General features: G+C 70.6%; 10 protein-coding genes. 4 read left to right on the top strand and 6 right to left on the bottom strand.

The genetic code is table 11. The annotated features are described in order from the left end of the window. Positions 1-336: 336 nt before the first annotated feature. Positions 337-1,638 (top strand): D-amino acid dehydrogenase, encoded by a 1,302-nt coding sequence (locus tag TSO352_RS19950; protein WP_109109003.1) that lies wholly within the window; start codon positions 337-339, stop codon positions 1,636-1,638. Between the two features lie 4 nt (positions 1,639-1,642). On the opposite strand, the gene TSO352_RS19945 is transcribed toward TSO352_RS19950, so the two are convergent. The 5 genes from TSO352_RS19945 to TSO352_RS19925 form a co-directional block, all read right to left on the bottom strand. Then, complete coding sequence (locus TSO352_RS19945; protein WP_109109002.1) at positions 1,643-2,425, bottom strand: lactate utilization protein; 783 nt, start codon at positions 2,423-2,425, stop codon at positions 1,643-1,645. Beyond that, positions 2,418-3,857, bottom strand: coding sequence for a LutB/LldF family L-lactate oxidation iron-sulfur protein (locus TSO352_RS19940; protein ID WP_109109001.1), 1,440 nt, complete (start codon positions 3,855-3,857; stop codon positions 2,418-2,420). The genes TSO352_RS19945 and TSO352_RS19940 overlap by 8 nt, the downstream gene beginning before the upstream one ends. Then, the gene (locus TSO352_RS19935) at positions 3,850-4,605 is read right to left on the bottom strand and encodes a (Fe-S)-binding protein (protein WP_109109000.1); all 756 of its coding nucleotides are present in this window, start codon (positions 4,603-4,605) and stop codon (positions 3,850-3,852) included. Before TSO352_RS19935 ends, TSO352_RS19940 begins: the two co-directional genes overlap by 8 nt. Before the next feature lie 170 nt (positions 4,606-4,775). Next, a complete protein-coding gene (locus tag TSO352_RS19930; protein ID WP_109108999.1) occupies positions 4,776-7,649 on the bottom strand; it encodes an FAD-binding and (Fe-S)-binding domain-containing protein in 2,874 nt (957 codons plus the stop codon). A 51-nt stretch (positions 7,650-7,700) separates the two neighbouring features. Further along, positions 7,701-9,377 (bottom strand): L-lactate permease, encoded by a 1,677-nt coding sequence (locus TSO352_RS19925; protein ID WP_109108998.1) that lies wholly within the window; start codon positions 9,375-9,377, stop codon positions 7,701-7,703. Between the two features lie 478 nt (positions 9,378-9,855). Here TSO352_RS19925 and TSO352_RS19920 point away from each other — a divergent pair, with 478 nt between their 5' ends. From TSO352_RS19920 to TSO352_RS19910, 3 genes are all read left to right on the top strand, one after another. After that, positions 9,856-10,626, top strand: a complete 771-nt coding sequence (locus TSO352_RS19920; RefSeq protein WP_109108997.1) for an FCD domain-containing protein — start codon at positions 9,856-9,858, stop codon at positions 10,624-10,626. A 126-nt stretch (positions 10,627-10,752) separates the two neighbouring features. Beyond that, positions 10,753-12,162 (top strand): sigma-54 dependent transcriptional regulator, encoded by a 1,410-nt coding sequence (locus tag TSO352_RS19915; protein WP_109108996.1) that lies wholly within the window; start codon positions 10,753-10,755, stop codon positions 12,160-12,162. Next, positions 12,159-15,992, top strand: coding sequence for a response regulator (locus tag TSO352_RS19910; RefSeq protein ID WP_247872271.1), 3,834 nt, complete (start codon positions 12,159-12,161; stop codon positions 15,990-15,992). The genes TSO352_RS19915 and TSO352_RS19910 overlap by 4 nt, the downstream gene beginning before the upstream one ends. Before the next feature lie 34 nt (positions 15,993-16,026). Here TSO352_RS19910 and TSO352_RS19905 read toward each other — a convergent pair whose 3' ends face one another. Next, on the bottom strand, positions 16,027-16,293 hold the full coding sequence (locus TSO352_RS19905) for a hypothetical protein (RefSeq protein ID WP_109108994.1): 267 nt from the start codon (positions 16,291-16,293) through the stop codon (positions 16,027-16,029). Positions 16,294-16,349: the final 56 nt, after the last annotated feature.

Below are 16,349 nucleotides of genomic sequence, written 5' to 3'. Positions count from 1 at the left end.
CCCTCCCCCTCTTCGAGGGAGAGGGTGCCTTGGGCGAAGCGGCGGCAGTCCCCTCTCCCGCCAAAGGCGGGGGAGGGTTAGGGAGGGGGCATCGAGACACCACTGTACACAATCCATTACGCCGTATCAAAATCTTTACACCACCGGCAACCCTTTGATTTGAAACGATTCGTCCTAGTCATCGCCCGCCACACCCGGCACCCTGTAAACATCCACATACACCCACCCACCCACCGCCCCCGTCGCATCGCAGCAAATCCGCCGTTCCCGCGTCTGGCACGCCGCTTGCGAATGTCACCGCCAAGCGAAGTCCTTCATCCCTCGGGAGCCAGTCTCATGCGCGTGATCGTTCTGGGCAGCGGCGTCATCGGTGTTTCGACCGCCTATTATCTGGCGCGGGCCGGGCATGAGGTGACGGTCATCGACCGCCAGACCGGTCCGGCGCTGGAGACCAGCTACGCCAACGCCGGCGAGGTGTCGCCGGGCTACTCCGCGCCGTGGGCCGCCCCCGGCCTGATGCTGAAGGCCGCCAAGTGGATGCTGATGAAGCATTCGCCGCTGGTGATCCGGCCGAAGCTGGACCCGGCCATGTGGTCGTGGTGCCTGAAGCTGCTCGCCAACGCCAACGAGGCGAGCTACCAGCTCAACAAGAGCCGGATGGTCCGCGTCGCCGAATACAGCCGCGACTGCCTGAAGGCGCTGCGCGCCGAGACCGGCATCACCTATGACGAGCGCACCCAGGGCACGCTCCAGGTCTTCCGCACCCAGAAGCAGATGGACGCCGCCGGCTACGACATGGCGGTGCTGGAGCGCTACGGCGTGCCCTACAGCCTGTTCGACCGCGACGGCCTGACCACGGTCGAGCCGGCGCTGGCGCGGGTGAAGGACAAGCTGGTCGGCGCCCTGCACCTGCCGGGCGACGAGACCGGCGACTGCTTCCAGTTCACCAACAAGCTGGCCGACTACGCCGCCAAGCGTGGGGTGGAGTTCCGCTACGGCGTCGCGATCCGCGGGCTGGAGAGCGACGGCCGCAAGATCACCGGCGTCGTCACCGACCAGGGCGTGCTGACCGCCGACAGCTACGTCGTCGCCATGGGCAGCTACTCGCCCAAGCTGGTGAAGCCGTTGGGCATCGACCTGCCGGTCTATCCGGTGAAGGGCTATTCGCTGACCCTGCCGATCACCGACGCCGCCGGCGCGCCGGAATCCACCGTGATGGACGAGACGCACAAGATCGCCGTCACCCGCCTCGGCGACCGCATCCGCGTCGGCGGCACGGCGGAGCTGACCGGCTTCGACCTGACGCTGCGCGCCGGCCGCCGCGGGCCGCTCGACCATGTCGTCCGCGACTTGTTCCCGCAGGGCGGCGACCTGTCGCAGGCGGAGTTCTGGACCGGCCTGCGCCCGAACACCCCGGACGGCACGCCGATCCTGGGCGGCACCGACATCCGCAACCTGTACCTCAACACCGGCCACGGCACGCTGGGCTGGACGATGTCCGCCGGGTCGGGCCGGGTGCTGGCCGACGTGGTCAGCGGCCGCCAGACCGACATCGACATGGAAGGGCTGAGCGTCGCCCGCTACGGCCGCAAGCCGGCGGTCCCGGTGTCGCGCCCGGCCGCCGTCCGCCCGGCCTGATCGGTCAGCTCCGCACCACCAGGACCACCAGCCGCTTCGGGCCGTGGACGCCGTAGGCCAGCGTCTGCTCGATGTCGGCGGTCTTGCTGGGGCCGGAGATCAGCAGCGCGTTGGTCGACATGGCGTCGGCCCAGCGCTGCTCGCGCATCGCCTGCAGGAACGTGTCGTAGAGCGCGTCGGCGCGCAGCAGCGCGATGTGGATGTGCGGGACGAGCGACAGCGTGCGCGGCTCGTCGGCGCTCGGCCACAGGATCAGGCTGCCGGTCTCGGCGATGGCGCCGCGGGTGGTGGTCAGCCCGGCGTCGATGGCGGTGAAGAGCTGGGGCTTCAGGTCTTCGATGGGTTTGTCGTAGGGGATGAGGGTGGGTCCCTCTCCCGCCCCGGGAGAGGGAAGGGGCCCATGCGGAGCATGGGAAGGGTGAGGGGTGAGGCAAGGATCGATGCGCTCGCATCTTGGATCACCCCTCACCCTCTCCACTTCGTGGGTCCCCTCCCTCTCCCACTCCCGTTCCAACCGCTTCCCCACTTCCGTTTCCGGCGCGTACAGCAGCGTGCCGACGCCCTCCCGGGCCAGGAACTCCCGCAGCACCGCCGGCCAGTCGGTGTCGGTGGCGTCGAGGAACTCGGTGTGCACCGCTTCCATCAGGCGGCGGATGCGCGGCAGGCGGTCATCATCCGGCCAGCGCTTCGCCTCGATCGGCGTGAAGTCCGACGCCGGCGGGGTCAGCGGGTGGGCGTCGCGGTCGGCGCGGAGCTTGGCCAGGATCGCGGAGCGGGCGTCAGGCATCGGGAATCCCCTTGGCGCGGGCGAGGTCATGCAGGGTGCGGGTGGCGAAGCGCGGCTTGCTGCGGACCGCCTCGTTGTCGACGCGGGTCCAGTCCTTCAGCAGCGGCAGCGACGACGGCGCCGCGTTGCCGAGCCGGCTCATCGCCAAGGTCGCGATGCGGTAGGCGGTGGGGGAGGCGTTCATCGCCGCCCAGCCGCTCCACACCATCGCCTCGGCGCGGCTGGCCTTGGCGCCGCCGTCCTTCACCGCGCCGCCGGGGCGCACCGCCTCGACCCGCAGGCGGCCCATGATCTCGACGATCGGGATCTTGACCGGGCAGATCTCGACGCAGGCGTTGCACATGGTGCAGGCGTGGGGCAGGGCGCCGCGTGTCTCCAGCCCCTCGATCTGCGGCACCAGGATTTTGCCGATCGGGCCGGGATAGGGCGCCTCGTAGGCGTGGCCGCCGACCTTGGTGTAGACCGGGCAATGGTTCATGCAGGCGCCGCAGCGGATGCAGCGCAGCGTGTCGCGCAGCTCCGGGTCGGCGTAGATCGACGACCGCCCGTTGTCGAGGATCACCAGATGGACCTCGCGCGGGCCGTCCTTCTCACCCGATTTACGGGGACCGGAGATCATGTTGACGTAGGTGGTGATCGGCTGCCCGGTGGCGGAGCGCGGCAGCAGGCTGATGACCGGCGGCACGTCCTCCAGTTTTTCGACGACCTTCTCCAGCCCCATGAAGGCGATGTGGACCGGCGGCACCGTGGTGCACATCCGGCCGTTGCCCTCGTTCTCGATCAGGCAGAGCGTGCCGGTTTCCGCCACCGCGGCGTTGACGCCGGACATGCCGACATCGGCGGCCAGGAACTTGGCGCGCAGCACCCGGCGGGCGAGGTCGGTCAGGTAGGCGGCATCCTCGCGGCTTTCGGCGTCCTTGATCTTGCGCTTGAACAGGTGGGCGATCTGCTTGGTGTTCAGGTGGATCGCCGGCATGATGATGTGCGACGGCATGGTGCCGTCCAGCTGCACGATGTATTCGCCGAGGTCGCTTTCCAGCACCTCGATGCCATGGTCTTCCAGCACGGCGTTGAGGTGCATCTCCTCCGTCACCATCGACTTGCCCTTGACCACCAGCTTGGCGTCGACCTTGCGCAGGATGTCGAGCGCGATGGCGTTGGCCTCGGCGGTGGTGGCGGCCCAATGGACGGTGATGCCGTTGCGGCTGCAGTTTTCCTCCAGCCGTTCCAGCAACTCCGGCAGCTTGGCCAGGGCGCGCAGCCGGACGGCGGCGGCGAGCTCGCGCACGCCGCGCCATTCCGCCGCGTCGGGGAACTGGGCGGCGCGCTTGCCCATCAGCCCGTCCATGGCGCGGCGGAAGTTGCCGCGCAACTGCGGGTCCTGCAGCGCGGCGCGCGACGCCGCTGCGAAATCGACGGTGCCGTCAGCCATGGGTGCGCTCCTTCAGGAACTGGGCGATGTGCTGGCCCTGCACCGGCTGGCGCCCGGCCTCCAGCGCGCCGGTGATGTTCAGCAGGCAACCGCAGTCGCCCGACACCACGCGCGCCGCGCCGGTGCCGGCGATGTCCGCCACCTTGTCGCCGACCATCGCCGCCGAGATCTCCGGGTGGCGCACAGCGAAGGTGCCGCCGAAGCCGCAGCATTCCTTTTCGCGTGCCAGTTCCACCAGCTCGACGTTGGCGAGCTGGCGCAGCAGCGCCTTCGGTTCGTCCACCACCCCCATCTCGCGCTGCGCGTGGCAGGAGGCGTGCCAGGTGACGCGCACCGGCTCGCCCTTGTCGGTCAGCCGGACCTCCAGCGCCTGGACCAGGAACTGGGTCAGCTCCCAGACGCGGGAGGCCACCTGCACCGCCTTGGCCTCGTCCGGCTCGCCGTGGAACAGGTCGGGCCAGTGCTTCTTCATCATGCCGGCGCAGGAGCCCGACGGCACGACGATGGGGTCGTCGCCGGGGAACAGATCGAGCTGCGCGCGGGCGACCTTCAGCGCCTCGGCCCGGTAGCCGGAGTTGTAGGCGGGCTGGCCGCAGCAGCTCTGCCCCTGCGGGAAGACGACGGTGAGGCCCTGCGCCTGCAGCAGCTCGATGCCGGCCATGCCGGCGTCGGGGAAGAACAGGTCGACGAGGCAGGTGCCGAAGTAGTAGACGCGGGTCGGTTTGGGGGTGGCGGGCTGGTGGTCCATGGGCGTTTCCTCCGGGGCGTCTTCTTATGGTTGATCGTCATTGCCCCCTCCCCAACCCTCCCCCGCCTTCGGCGGGAGAGGGGGCTTGAGCGCGGGAGCGGCGGAGTTCCCTCTCCCTCGAAGAGGGGGAGGGTTAGGGAGGGGGCATCACGCCTTCACGATCCACCGCCTCAAAACGCGACCTCCGCCACCCGCGCCGCCGCCTCCACCTTCGCGGTCGAACAGGCGTCGACCAGATGGACGATCGACCGGTAGGGCACGCCGGCCTTGTCGGACAGGCCGATCTCGCAGGTGCGGCTGGTCGAGTAGCCGGAGGTGCAGCCCGCCGGCACCGCCTCGGGCAGGCGGCGCAGGGCGTGGGCGTTCAGCTCCGGCGTGGTGAAGCCCTTGTCGCCGGCGAAGCCGCAGCAGCCGACGTCGGGCGGCACCACCACCGTCTCGGCGCAGGCCCTGGCGACGGCGGTCAGCGCGCCGTCCAGCCCCATGCGCCGGGTGGAGCAGGTCAGGTGCAGCATCACCGGCTCCGTCGTCCGGGTGACGTCGAGGCGGGGCAGGGCGAACTCGCTCAGGAACTCGGCGAGGTCGAGGATGCGCAGGCCGGCGTCGCTCAGCCGTGTCTTCAGCCGCAGGGCGCAGGGGCTGGTGTCCATCACGATGGGGAAGGCGCCGCCCCGGCTGGCCTTGGACAGCGCCGCCAGCATCGCGTCGGCCTTGGCGTCGGCGCTGGCGGTCAGGCCCTTGCTCTCCAGCGGCATGCCGCAGCAGTGGCTGTCGGTGTCGTCGGGATGGACCACGCGGAAGCCGGCCTTGCGCATCACCGATTCCACCGCCTGGGGCAGCGGTGTCCGCTGCGGGTCGTCGGCCGCCGGCCCCATCGAGCGGCTGACGCAGCTCGGGGCGTAGACCACCGTCGGCGCGTCGCCCTCGGCGGTCCGGTCCGGCCGTGGCGTGAAGGTGGCGGCGGTCGGCAGGCTGCGCGGCAGCGTCGGCAGGTGCCCGCCGGTCAACGCGCGGGCGGCCGTTTCGACCACCCCGTGCCCCACCGTGCGGCGGGCGAGGTCGGCCAGCCGCAATCCGCTGCGGGCGAGGCCCAACGTGCCCGCCATATGGTCGGCGACCAGTGCCCCGGCCTTGCGCGCCAGCGCGCCGCGCCGCTCGCCGCGCAGCGCCTTGACCAGCAGGCCGGTTTCGATGCCGACCGGGCAGGCGGTGGCGCACAGGCCACAGGCGGCGCAGGTGTCGATGCCCTGATACTGGTAGGCGTCGGTCAGCGCCGCCAGCCGGGTCGGATCATCGCCCGCCGTCTCCAGCCGCGCCATCTCGCGCCGGCCGACGATGCGCTGGCGCGGCGACAGGGTGAAGCGGTGGGACGGGCAGGTCGGCTCGCAGAAGCCGCACTCGATGCAGGTGTCGACCAGAGGGTCGGCGGGCGGCAGCGGCTTCAGGTTCTTCAGATGGGCCTCGGGATCGCCGTTCAGGATGACGCCGGGGTTCAGCAGCCCCTCCGGGTCGAACAGCGTCTTGATCTCCGTCATCAGGCCGTAGGCCTGCGGCCCCCATTCCATCTCGACGAAGGGCGCCATGTTGCGGCCGGTGCCGTGCTCCGCCTTCAGCGAGCCGTCGTAGCGGCCGACCACCATCGCGGCGACGTCGTCCATGAAGCGGCGGTAGCGGTCGATCTCTTCCGCGGTGTCGAACGCCTGGGTGAAGACGAAGTGCAGGTTCCCTTCCAGCGCGTGGCCGAAGATGATCGCCTCGTGGTAGCCGTGGCGCAGGAACAGCGCCTGCAACTCGCGCGTCGCCTCGGCCAGCCGGGGCAGCGGGAAGGCGACGTCCTCGATGATGACGGTCGTGCCGGTGTCGCGGATGGCGCCGACCGCCGGGAACAGCCCCTTGCGGATCTTCCAGAAACCCTCGCAGGCCTTGGCGTCGGTGGTGAAGCCGGGATCGCCGATGGTGACGCAGTCGGCCAGCACCGCGCCGATCTCCGCCACCTGGGCGGCCAGCGCCTGGGCGCTCTCGGCGCGGGTTTCCACCAGCAGCGCGGCGGCGTCGGGGCCGAAGCCCCTGATCTGCGGCGGCATGCCGGGCTTGTCCTGGATCGAGCGCAACGAGGCGCGGTCCATCAGCTCCGCCGCGGCGACCGGCGCCGCCTTCAGCAGGGCGACGGCGTGGCACGCCTCGCCGATGTCGGGGAAGAACAGCAGGGCGCTGGCCTTGTGGGCGTGTTCCGGCACCGTGCGCAGGGTGATGGCGGCGATGAAGCCCAGCGTCCCCTCCGACCCGATCATCAGGTGCTGGAGGATGTCGATCGGATCGTCGTAATCGACCAGCGCGTTCAGGCTGTAGCCGGTGGTGTTCTTGATGCGGAACTTGTCGCGGATCCGCGTCGCCAGCGCGGCGTCGGCGCGGGTACGCTGCCCCAGCCCCGCCAGCCGGTCGAGCAGGCCGGCGTGGCTGCGGCGGAATTCCGCGACGCTGGCGGCGTCGCCGGTGTCGAGCACCGCGCCGTCGGCCAGCACCAGCCGCATGGACTGAAGCGTGCGGTAGCTGTTCTGCGCGGTGCCGCAGCACATGCCGCTGGCGTTGTTGGCGGCGATGCCGCCGATCTTGGCGGTGTTGATCGAGGCCGGGTCGGGGCCGATCTTGCGGCCGAGCGGCGCCAGCCGGCGGTTTGCCTCCGCCCCGATGACGCCGGGCTGGAGCGTGACGGTCGCCGCGTCCGGTGCGACGTCGCAACCTCGCCAGCCGTTGTCGCCCAGCAGCACCAGCACGCTGTCGCTGACCGCCTGGCCGGACAGGCTGGTGCCGGCGGCGCGGAAGGTCACCGGCACGCCGTGATCGCGGGTGATGCGCAGCAGCCGCACCACCTCCTCCTCCGTCTCCACCACCGCGACGATCTTGGGGATCAGCCGGTAGAAGCTGGCGTCGGTGCCGTAGGCCAGCGTGCGCAGCGGGTCGGTGATCAGCCTGGTCCCCGACCGGGCCTCGGGAATGGCGGCCCGAAGTTCGGCCAGCACGCGGTCGTAGGGGGCAGGCAGCATCGGCGGCGGCTCCGGCTGGAGGGGAGGAGGGAGACGGTCGGGAGAGCGGCCTTAGCGGCCGATGACCATGGCGGTGAAGGGCCACAGATAGGCCTGGGCCATGACCAGCAGGCCGACCAGCGCGGTCAGCGCCAGCGAGTGCCAGATGACGAACCGCAGGATCTTGCCCTCATGCCCATGCCATTTGGTGGCGACGGCGGCGACGACGATGCTCTGGGCGTCGATCATCTTGCCCATCACGCCGCCCGAGCTGTTGGCCGCGGCCATCAGCGTCGGCGGCAGGCCAAGCTGCTCCGACGACACCTTCTGCAGGCTGCCGAACAGCACGTTGGACGCCGTGTCCGACCCGGTCAGCGCCACGCCGAGCCAGCCCAGGAAGGTGCCGAAGAACGGGTAGAGGAAGCCGGAGTTGGCGAAGGCGAGGCCCAGTGTGGTGTCCAGGCCCGAATAGCGGGTGGTGTAGCCCAGCGCCAGCATGGCGGCGATGGTCAGCAGCGAGTTGCGGATGGCGTAGAGCGTCCGGCCGTAGGTCTTCACCATCTCCACCGGCGAATAGCCCATCAGGAAGCCGGAGATGACGGCGGCGATGAAGATGCCGGTGCCGGTGGCCGACAGCCAGTTCAGCGTGTAGACCGCGGCCTCCGGATGGGGCTTGGCCACCACCGGGGGAACGCGCATCACCATGTTGTGCAGGCCGTCGATCGGGAACTTGACGATCGACACGCCGTCGAGGAAGACCTTGACCTCCGGGATGCCCCACAGGAAGACGAGGATGCTGAGGATCACCCAGGGCGTCCAGGCGCGGAGGACTTCCGCGGCGCTGTAGCCGTGGCTGCCGCGCGCCTCGCCCTGGACCACCGCGGCGCCGACACCCTGCGTCAGGGCGGATGCCCCGCCGGCGGTGTGCCAGATCGCCTTCGGGTGCCAGACCTTCAGGAACAGGGTGACGCAGACCAGCGAGACGATGGCGGCGGCGACGTCCACCAGCCAGGGGCCGTGGTAGTTCGACACCAGATATTGCGGAACGGCGAAGGACACGCCGGCGACCAGGATGGCCGGCCAGATCTGGATCATGCCGCGCCAGCCGGCGAAGGCGACGATCAGCCAGAAGGGCACCAGGACCGAGAAGAAGGGCAACTGGCGGCCGATCATCGCCGACAGGTCCAGCAGCGGCAGGCCGGTGACCGCGGCCAGCGCCAGCACCGGCGTGCCCAGCGCGCCATAGGCGACCGGGGCGGTGTTGGCGATCAGCGACAGGCCGGAGGCCGCCAGCGGGGTGAAGCCCAGCCCGATCAGCATGGCGCCGGTCACCGCGACCGGCGTGCCGAAGCCGGCGGCGCCCTCGAAGAAGGCGCCGAAGCAGAAGGCGATCAGCAGAAGCTGGAGCCGGCGGTCGTTGGTGATGCCGGTGATGCTCTCCTGAAGAACCTTGAACTGCCCGCGCTGCTCGGTCAGGTGGTAGAGGAAGATGATGTTGACGACGATCCAGCCGATCGGCAGCAGGCCGTAAGCCGCACCCAGCAGCGCGGTCTTTCCCGCCATCGCCATCGGCATGCCGAACACGGCGACCGCCACCACCAGCGCCGTCGCCAGACCCAACAGGGCGGCGCGGTGCGCCTTCATGTGCAGGATGCCGAGACTGCCCAGCATCACCAGGACCGGCAACGACGCGAACAGCGTCGACAGCCAAGTGTTGTTCATCGGATCGTAGACTTGCGACCAGCTCATCCTCGGGGACCTCCTTCTCGGGGAGTGGTTTTGGTCCGAACGGTGTCCCGGGGCGGGTTGGCCGCATTCTGGCGCCCCGCCCATCGGTGCCGGGATGGCGGCACGGGGAACGGGCCGGGCGACCGGCAATGCGATGGCGTTCACCGCCGCCGGGGGCGCGCAGCCCCAGGCCCTGCGGTGCGGATGCGCCCCTGGTCGGGGTGGTCCGTCCTGTCCCGGTACATGTGGATGCCCTTTCCGGCCCGGCGGCATTGGGGAAGACCCCTTGCCATCCGGGCAGCGGCGGATATCTCTTATCCATACGGTGACAGTTGGATAAAAGATTTTACCAAACTGTGCAACGGCTGAATCGTTTGCTAACCAACCCACTTTCGTAGGGGGGTGAGGGCCGCCTGGGCCGACCACCCCTCTGGACGCGTCTCCGTTGCACCGGTATTGAAGAGACGGTGCGAGACGTGCAGGAGAGGCCGCCGATCCGATGCAGGGGACGATCAAACCGGCCAAGCTGGCCGACGCCATTGCCGAGCATCTGGAACGGCTGATCCTGGAAGGCGCGCTGCGCCCGGGAGAAAAGCTGCTGGCCGAACGCGAACTGGCGGTGAAGCTGGACGTGTCGCGCCCGTCGCTGCGTGACGCCATCGCCAAGCTGGAGGAACGCGGGCTGCTGGTCAGCGGCCGCAACGGCACCCACGTCGCCAGCTTCCTGTCGCAGATCGCCGATCCGCTGGTGACGCTGATGCGCAACAAGCCGGACGCGTCCTTCGATTATCTGGAGTTCCGCCGCTCGATCGAGGCCGCGGCGGCTGGTCTGGCGGCGCAACGGGCGACCGGTCCCGACCGCGACGGCATCCGCGCCATCGTCGCCCGCATGCAGGCCGCCCACGGCCAGGACGACAGCTCCGAAGAGGCGGACGCCGACGCCGACCTGCATCTGGCGATTTACGAGGCGGCGCACAACGTCGTCATGCTGCACATCATGCGGACGCTGTCCGACCTGCTGCGCAACGACGTCTTCTACAACCGCGCCGACCTCTATTCCCGGCCGGGGGTGCGCGACCTGCTGCTGCAACAGCATCTCGCCATCGCCGACGCGGTGCTGGCCGGCGACGCCCAGGCCGCCCACGCCGCGGCCGACGCGCACGTCGAGTTCACGCTGAAGACGCTGCGCGAAATCCGCGACCACAACGCCCGGGTCCAGGTGTCGCTGCGCCGGATCGGCCGCACCGACCTGATCGACAGCGGCGCCTGAGGCGGGGCGCAGGGCCCGACCGGAGGAATACCCCGACTGGAGATATGGTGCCGGCCACGATACAATCCCTCCGCGGTTGGTCCGCCACCGTTGCTGCATCCGCCTGAACTTTCCGAGTGCTGACCCTTGTCCCCATCGAAAAAGCGCCGGATCCTGCTGATCGAAGATACGGTTCCGCTCGCCAAGCTCTACATCGAGTTCTTGCGCGCCGAATCGCGGGAGGTGATGCACTGCACCCGCGGGCAGGAGGCGCTGGATGCCGCCGCCGCGGCGCCGCCCGACGCGGTGATCCTCGACCTGAAGCTGCCGGACATGGATGGGCTGGAGGTGCTGCGCGCGCTGCAGGCCCGCGACGCCAGCGTGTCGGTGGTCATCATCACCGCCCACGGCTCCATCGACCTGGCGGTGGAGGCCATGAAGCTCGGCGCCTTCGACTTCATCGTGAAACCCTTCAACGCCGACCGGCTGAACCTGACGCTGCGCAACGCGCTGGAACGCCGGGCGCTGACCCGCATCGTCGAGGATTACCGCAAGGACCTCGACCGCGGCCGCTTCCACGGCTTCATCGGCGGCTCGCCGGAGATGCAGGCGGTCTACCGCACCATCGAGAGCGTGGCGGCCAGCCGCGCCAACGTCTTCATCACCGGCGAGAGCGGCACCGGCAAGGAGGTGGCGGCCCAGGCCATCCACCGCGCCAGCCCGCGCCGTGACCGGCCCTTCGTCGCGCTGAACTGCGCCGCCATCCCGAAGAACCTGCTGGAATCGGAAATCTTCGGCCATGTGAAGGGCGCCTTCACCGGGGCGGCGGGCGACCGGCCGGGGGCGGCGCTGCTGGCCGACGGCGGCACGCTGTTCCTGGACGAGATCTGCGAGATGCCGGTCGACCTGCAAAGCAAGCTGCTGCGCTTCGTCCAGACCGGCGCCGTCACCCCCGTCGGCAGCGGGCAGGAGGCGCGGGTGGACGTGCGCTTCGTCGCCGCCACCAACCGCGACCCGCTGGCCGAGGTGCAGGCCGGCCGGTTCCGCGAGGACCTCTATTACCGCCTGCACGTCATCCCGCTGGCCCTGCCGCCGCTGCGCGACCGCGGCGACGACGTGATCGAGATCGCCCGCTCCTTCCTGGTCGACTACGCGCGGGAGGAGGGCAAGTCGCTCGCCTCCTTCGCGCCCGAGGTGGAGGCGCGGCTGCGCGCCCATGACTGGCCCGGCAACGTGCGCCAGTTGCAGAACGTCGTGCGCAATGTGGTGGTGCTGCACGACGGCCCCCAGGTCACGCTGGACATGCTGCCGGCGCTGGTCGCCGGGGCCGACGGCCCGGCCGGCGGCGGCCCCGGCGGCGGCGGCCCGGTGGGCGACCCGGTGGCGGACGACGAGGCGGTGCAGCCGTTGTGGCGGGTCGAAAAGGACATGATCCAGAGAGCGTTGCGGCTGACCGGCGACGACGTGCCGCGCGCCGCCCTGATGCTGGAGATCAGCCCGTCCACCATCTACCGCAAGCTCCAGCAATGGCGGGTGTCCGGGGAGAGCGCGGCGTGAGCGCGCCGCCCGGCGCCGTCCCGGCGCCACCGCCGCCCGGCGCCGTTCCCGCACCGCCGCCGTCCGACGAGCGCGACCGGCAGGCGATGCTGGACTCCTACTGCGTGCTCGACACCCCCGCCGAGGCCGGATTCGACAACATCACCCGGCTGGCGCAGCATTTCTTCGGGACGCGCATCGCGCTGGTGTCGCTGATCGACCGCGACCGCCAGTGGTTCAAGAGCCGCGTCGGGCTGGACGTGTCGGAAACCCCGCGTGATCTCGCCTTCTGCGCCCACGCCATCAACGGCCAGGGCGTGATGGTGGTCCACGACGCCACGCAGGACCGGCGCTTCGCCGGCAACCCGCTGGTCACCGGCGCGCCCAACATCCGCTTCTACGCCGGCGCCCCGCTGGTCGCCGGCGGGTACAAGCTGGGCACCCTGTGCGTCATCGACGACATCCCGCACCTGTCCTTCGACGCCCGCGACGCACAGACGCTGACCCAGCTCGCCCGGCTGGTGGTCGACGAGCTGGAGCTGCGCCGCGAGGTGACGCGGCGCGAACAGGCGGAGGCGGAACTGCGCGACCGCTCGCGCCTGCTGAACCTGGCCGAGGAGATCGGGCAGTTCGGCCACTGGTACATCGACTTCGTCACCGGCGAGCGCCGCTGGTCGGACGAGGTGTTCCGCATCATGGGCCTGCCCCTCCAGGGGGTGATCCCGACCGTCGAGCTGTCGCGCGCCGCCTATCACCCGGACGATCTGCCGAGGATGGCGGCGCTGGTCGAGCGCGCCCGGACAACGGGGGAGGGGTTTTCGGCGGAAGCCCGTGCCATCCGGCCGGACGGCGAACTGCGGCATGTCTTCATCCGCGGCATGGCCGAATGGGGGGCCGACGGCCGGCCGGCCGGGCTGCTCGGCGTCGTGCAGGACATCACCGAGGCCAAGCGGGAGGAGGCCGAACTCCGGTCGAACCGCGAACTGCTCGCGCTGACCGTGCAGGCGACGCGGGACGGCATCTGGGACTGGGATTTTCGCACCAACAGCATCTGGTTCTCGCCCACCTGGAAGGAGCAGCTCGGCTACCGCGACGACGAGCTGGAGAACACGCTGGAGATGTGGTCGAGCCTGATCTTCGAGGAGGACCACGCCGCGGCGCTGCGGATGGTGGAGGATTACAACAGCGGCCGCATCCCGACCTTCGAGGCGGTGCAGCGCTTCCGCCACAAGCGCGGGCACACCGTCTACATCCTCAGCCGCGCCATCCAGGTGCGCGACGCCTCCGGCCAGGTGGTTCGCATGGTCGGCGCCCACACCGACATCACGCGGGAGAAGCTGACCGAGGAGGAGCTGCGCCTCGCCAAGCAGACGCTCGACGACGCGATCGAGGCGGTGCCGGAAGGTCTGGCCTATTTCGACGCCGACGACCGGCTGATCCTGTGCAACCAGCGTTACCGCGCCGCCCACCCGCGCACGGCGGCGCTGCTGACCCCCGGCCGCCCGTTCGAGGCGATCCTGCGCGCCGCCATCGCCAACGGCGAGTTCGGCGGCAATCCCGACGGCCCGACCGACGAAGCCTGGATCCGGGGCGAGCTGGCCCAGCACCGCAGCCCCGGCGCGCCGTTCGAACGGCAGTTGCCGGACGGCCGCTGGATCCTGGTGGCGGAGAACCGCACCTCCAGCGGGGCGCTGGTCTGCACCCGCACCGACATCACCGAACGCAAGCGCTTCGAGGACGAGTTGCAGCGCCAGGCCGCCGACATGTGCGCGCTGGCCGAGGGGCTGGACGCGGCGCGCGAGGAGGCCGACGCCCTGCGCGCCCGGGCGGAGGCGGCGACCCAGGCCAAGTCGGAATTCCTGGCGGCGATGAGCCACGAGATCCGCACGCCGATGAACGGCATCATGGGCATGACCGAGTTGCTGTTCGACACGCCGCTGACCGACGAGCAGCGCCAGTTCGCGCAGGCGGTGCGCAGCTCGTCCAACGCGCTGCTGACCATCATCAACGACATCCTCGACATCTCGAAGCTGGAGGCCGGCCGCGTCACCATCGAGACGCTGCCCTTCGACCCCGCCGATCTGGTGGAGGGCGTGGTCGAGCTGCTGACCCCGCGGGCCCACGAGAAGGGCATCGAGATCGGCTTCTACATCGACCCGCTGCTGCGCCGCACGCTGCTGGGCGACCCGACGCGCATCCGGCAAATCCTGGTCAATCTGGTCGGCAACGCCGTGAAGTTCACCGACCAGGGGTCGGTCGCGGTGGAGCTGGAGGCGCTGGACGCCACCGACGCGCATCTGGTGCTGCGCATCACCGTGACCGACACCGGCATCGGCATCCCGGCCGACGCCCTGCCCACCCTGTTCAACAAGTTCCAGCAGGTCGACGGGTCGATCACCCGCAAGTTCGGCGGCACCGGGCTGGGGCTGGCGATCTGCCGCCAATTGTCGGAGCTGATGGGCGGCAGCATCGCGGTGGAAAGCACGCCCGGCACCGGCAGCCGGTTCCTGGTCGACCTGCCGCTGGCGCTGTCGGACGAGGCGTTGCCGCCGGCCGAGCAGCCGCTGGCCGGCCGTCGCGTCCTGATCGTCGACGATCTGGCGGTGAACCGGCGCGTCCTGGCGGCGATGCTCGACAGCCTGGGGGCTGTGCCGACGGCGGTCGACAACGGGCCGGACGCGCTCGACGCGCTGCGGCGCGCGGCCTTCGGGGGCAAGCCGTTCGACGTCGTGCTGGTCGACCAGACGATGCCCGGCATGGGCGGTGACGCGCTGCTGGCGGCGATCGCCGGCGACCCCGGCATCGCCGCCACCCGGCGCGTGCTGGTCGCGGTGTTGGGGCCCGCGTCGCGGCTCCAGAGCGAAAGCGGGGGCGGGCTGGTCCACGGGCTGGCCCACGCCGTGGTCAACCGGCCGCTGCGCCAGAGCGCGCTGGCCGCCTGCCTGACCGAGCTGCTCGACCCCGGCGTCGCGGCGCCCGACGCCGGCGCTCCCGCCCAGCCCGCCGTCCAAGCCGTCGTCGAGGCGCAACGCACCGGCCGCATCCTGCTGGCGGAGGACAACCGGACCAACCAGCTGTTCGCCACCACCCTGTTGCGCAAGCTGGGCTACACCGTCGAACTGGCCGAAGATGGCGAGCAGGCGGTGGCCGCCGCCTGCCGCGGCGGGATCGACCTGATCCTGATGGATGTGCAGATGCCGGGGATGGACGGGCTGGAGGCTGCCCAGGCGATCCGGGCGTTGGGCCGGACGCAGGGCGGGCGTCTGACCAGCCTGCCGATCATCGCGCTGACCGCCGACGCGATGCCCGGCACCCGCGAACAATGCCTGCGCGCCGGCATGAGCGACTATCTGACCAAGCCGATCAGCCGCGCCGGGCTGTTGGCGGCGCTCGACCGCTGGATGGCGGCGGACACCGGGGGGCAGGCCGGGACGTCGGCGGACGCGGCCGGTCGGGAGGGTGGCGCCGAAGAGGAGGCGGGCGACGCGCTCGACGAGGCGGTGCTCGCCGATCTGGTTGCGACGGTCGGCGCCGACAATTTGGCGCTGATCGTCGACAGCTTCCTGAGCGACGTGGCCAAGCGGCTGGAGCGGCTGTCGGCCATCGCGGAATCGGCGCTGTCGGGCGCCATCGACCTGCGCCGGCTGGCGGGGGAGGCGCACGACCTGTCCAGCCTTGCCGGCAGCTTCGGCGGCATGGCGGTGCTGCACCTGGCCTGGAGGATGGAGGTCGTCTGCCGCAACGGCGACCAGGCGCAGGCGGTGCAGCTTCTGCCGGTGCTGGTGCGCGAGGCGGCCCGGCTGGAGCAGCGGTTGCGCGACCGCACCGCGGTGCCCCACCCGGCGGCCTGACCGCCGCCGCCGTCACCACCCCGCCGGGGGGCGCTCAGCCGGTGCCGGATTGGGACGAACCGTCGGTGGACTCGGCCCGCTCGCGCAGTTCCTTCGACGACAGGCCGGCGGGGGTGGCGTCCTGCAGCGTGCCGTCGCCGGGCGTCTTGCGCATGTCCTCGCGCGGGGACCGCTCGCCGGCCGGCGTCTGGTCGTGCGTCGCCGCTCCCGGTGTCGTGGCCGGCGTCGGGGATGCCCCCGCGGACGCTCCCTTGGTGGGAGTGCCTTCGGAGGGGATGCGTTCTTGGGGCGTGTCGGTCATGATGTCCTCTGCTATCTTCCGAAGGAGTCAACGACGCGGAGGGGTTGCGGGTTCCG

Origin of the sequence: Azospirillum sp. TSO35-2 (assembly GCF_003116095.1) — a bacterium.
Classification (GTDB): Bacteria; Pseudomonadota; Alphaproteobacteria; order Azospirillales; family Azospirillaceae; genus Azospirillum.
Note: the sequence above shows the minus strand (reverse complement) of the source record. Positions and strands in the feature narration are given on the sequence as shown.

What these genes read in the sequence shown, in the direction of transcription:
- TSO352_RS19940 (WP_109109001.1), bottom strand. Translation starts at nt 3,857, where the DNA reads ATGGCTGACGGCACCGTCGATTTCGCAGCGGCGTCGCGCGCCGCGCTG.
- TSO352_RS19920 (WP_109108997.1), top strand. Translation starts at nt 9,856, where the DNA reads ATGCAGGGGACGATCAAACCGGCCAAGCTGGCCGACGCCATTGCCGAG.
- TSO352_RS19925 (WP_109108998.1), bottom strand. Translation starts at nt 9,377, where the DNA reads ATGAGCTGGTCGCAAGTCTACGATCCGATGAACAACACTTGGCTGTCG.
- TSO352_RS19905 (WP_109108994.1), bottom strand. Translation starts at nt 16,293, where the DNA reads ATGACCGACACGCCCCAAGAACGCATCCCCTCCGAAGGCACTCCCACC.
- TSO352_RS19945 (WP_109109002.1), bottom strand. Translation starts at nt 2,425, where the DNA reads ATGCCTGACGCCCGCTCCGCGATCCTGGCCAAGCTCCGCGCCGACCGC.
- TSO352_RS19930 (WP_109108999.1), bottom strand. Translation starts at nt 7,649, where the DNA reads ATGCTGCCTGCCCCCTACGACCGCGTGCTGGCCGAACTTCGGGCCGCC.
- TSO352_RS19950 (WP_109109003.1), top strand. Translation starts at nt 337, where the DNA reads ATGCGCGTGATCGTTCTGGGCAGCGGCGTCATCGGTGTTTCGACCGCC.
- TSO352_RS19935 (WP_109109000.1), bottom strand. Translation starts at nt 4,605, where the DNA reads ATGGACCACCAGCCCGCCACCCCCAAACCGACCCGCGTCTACTACTTC.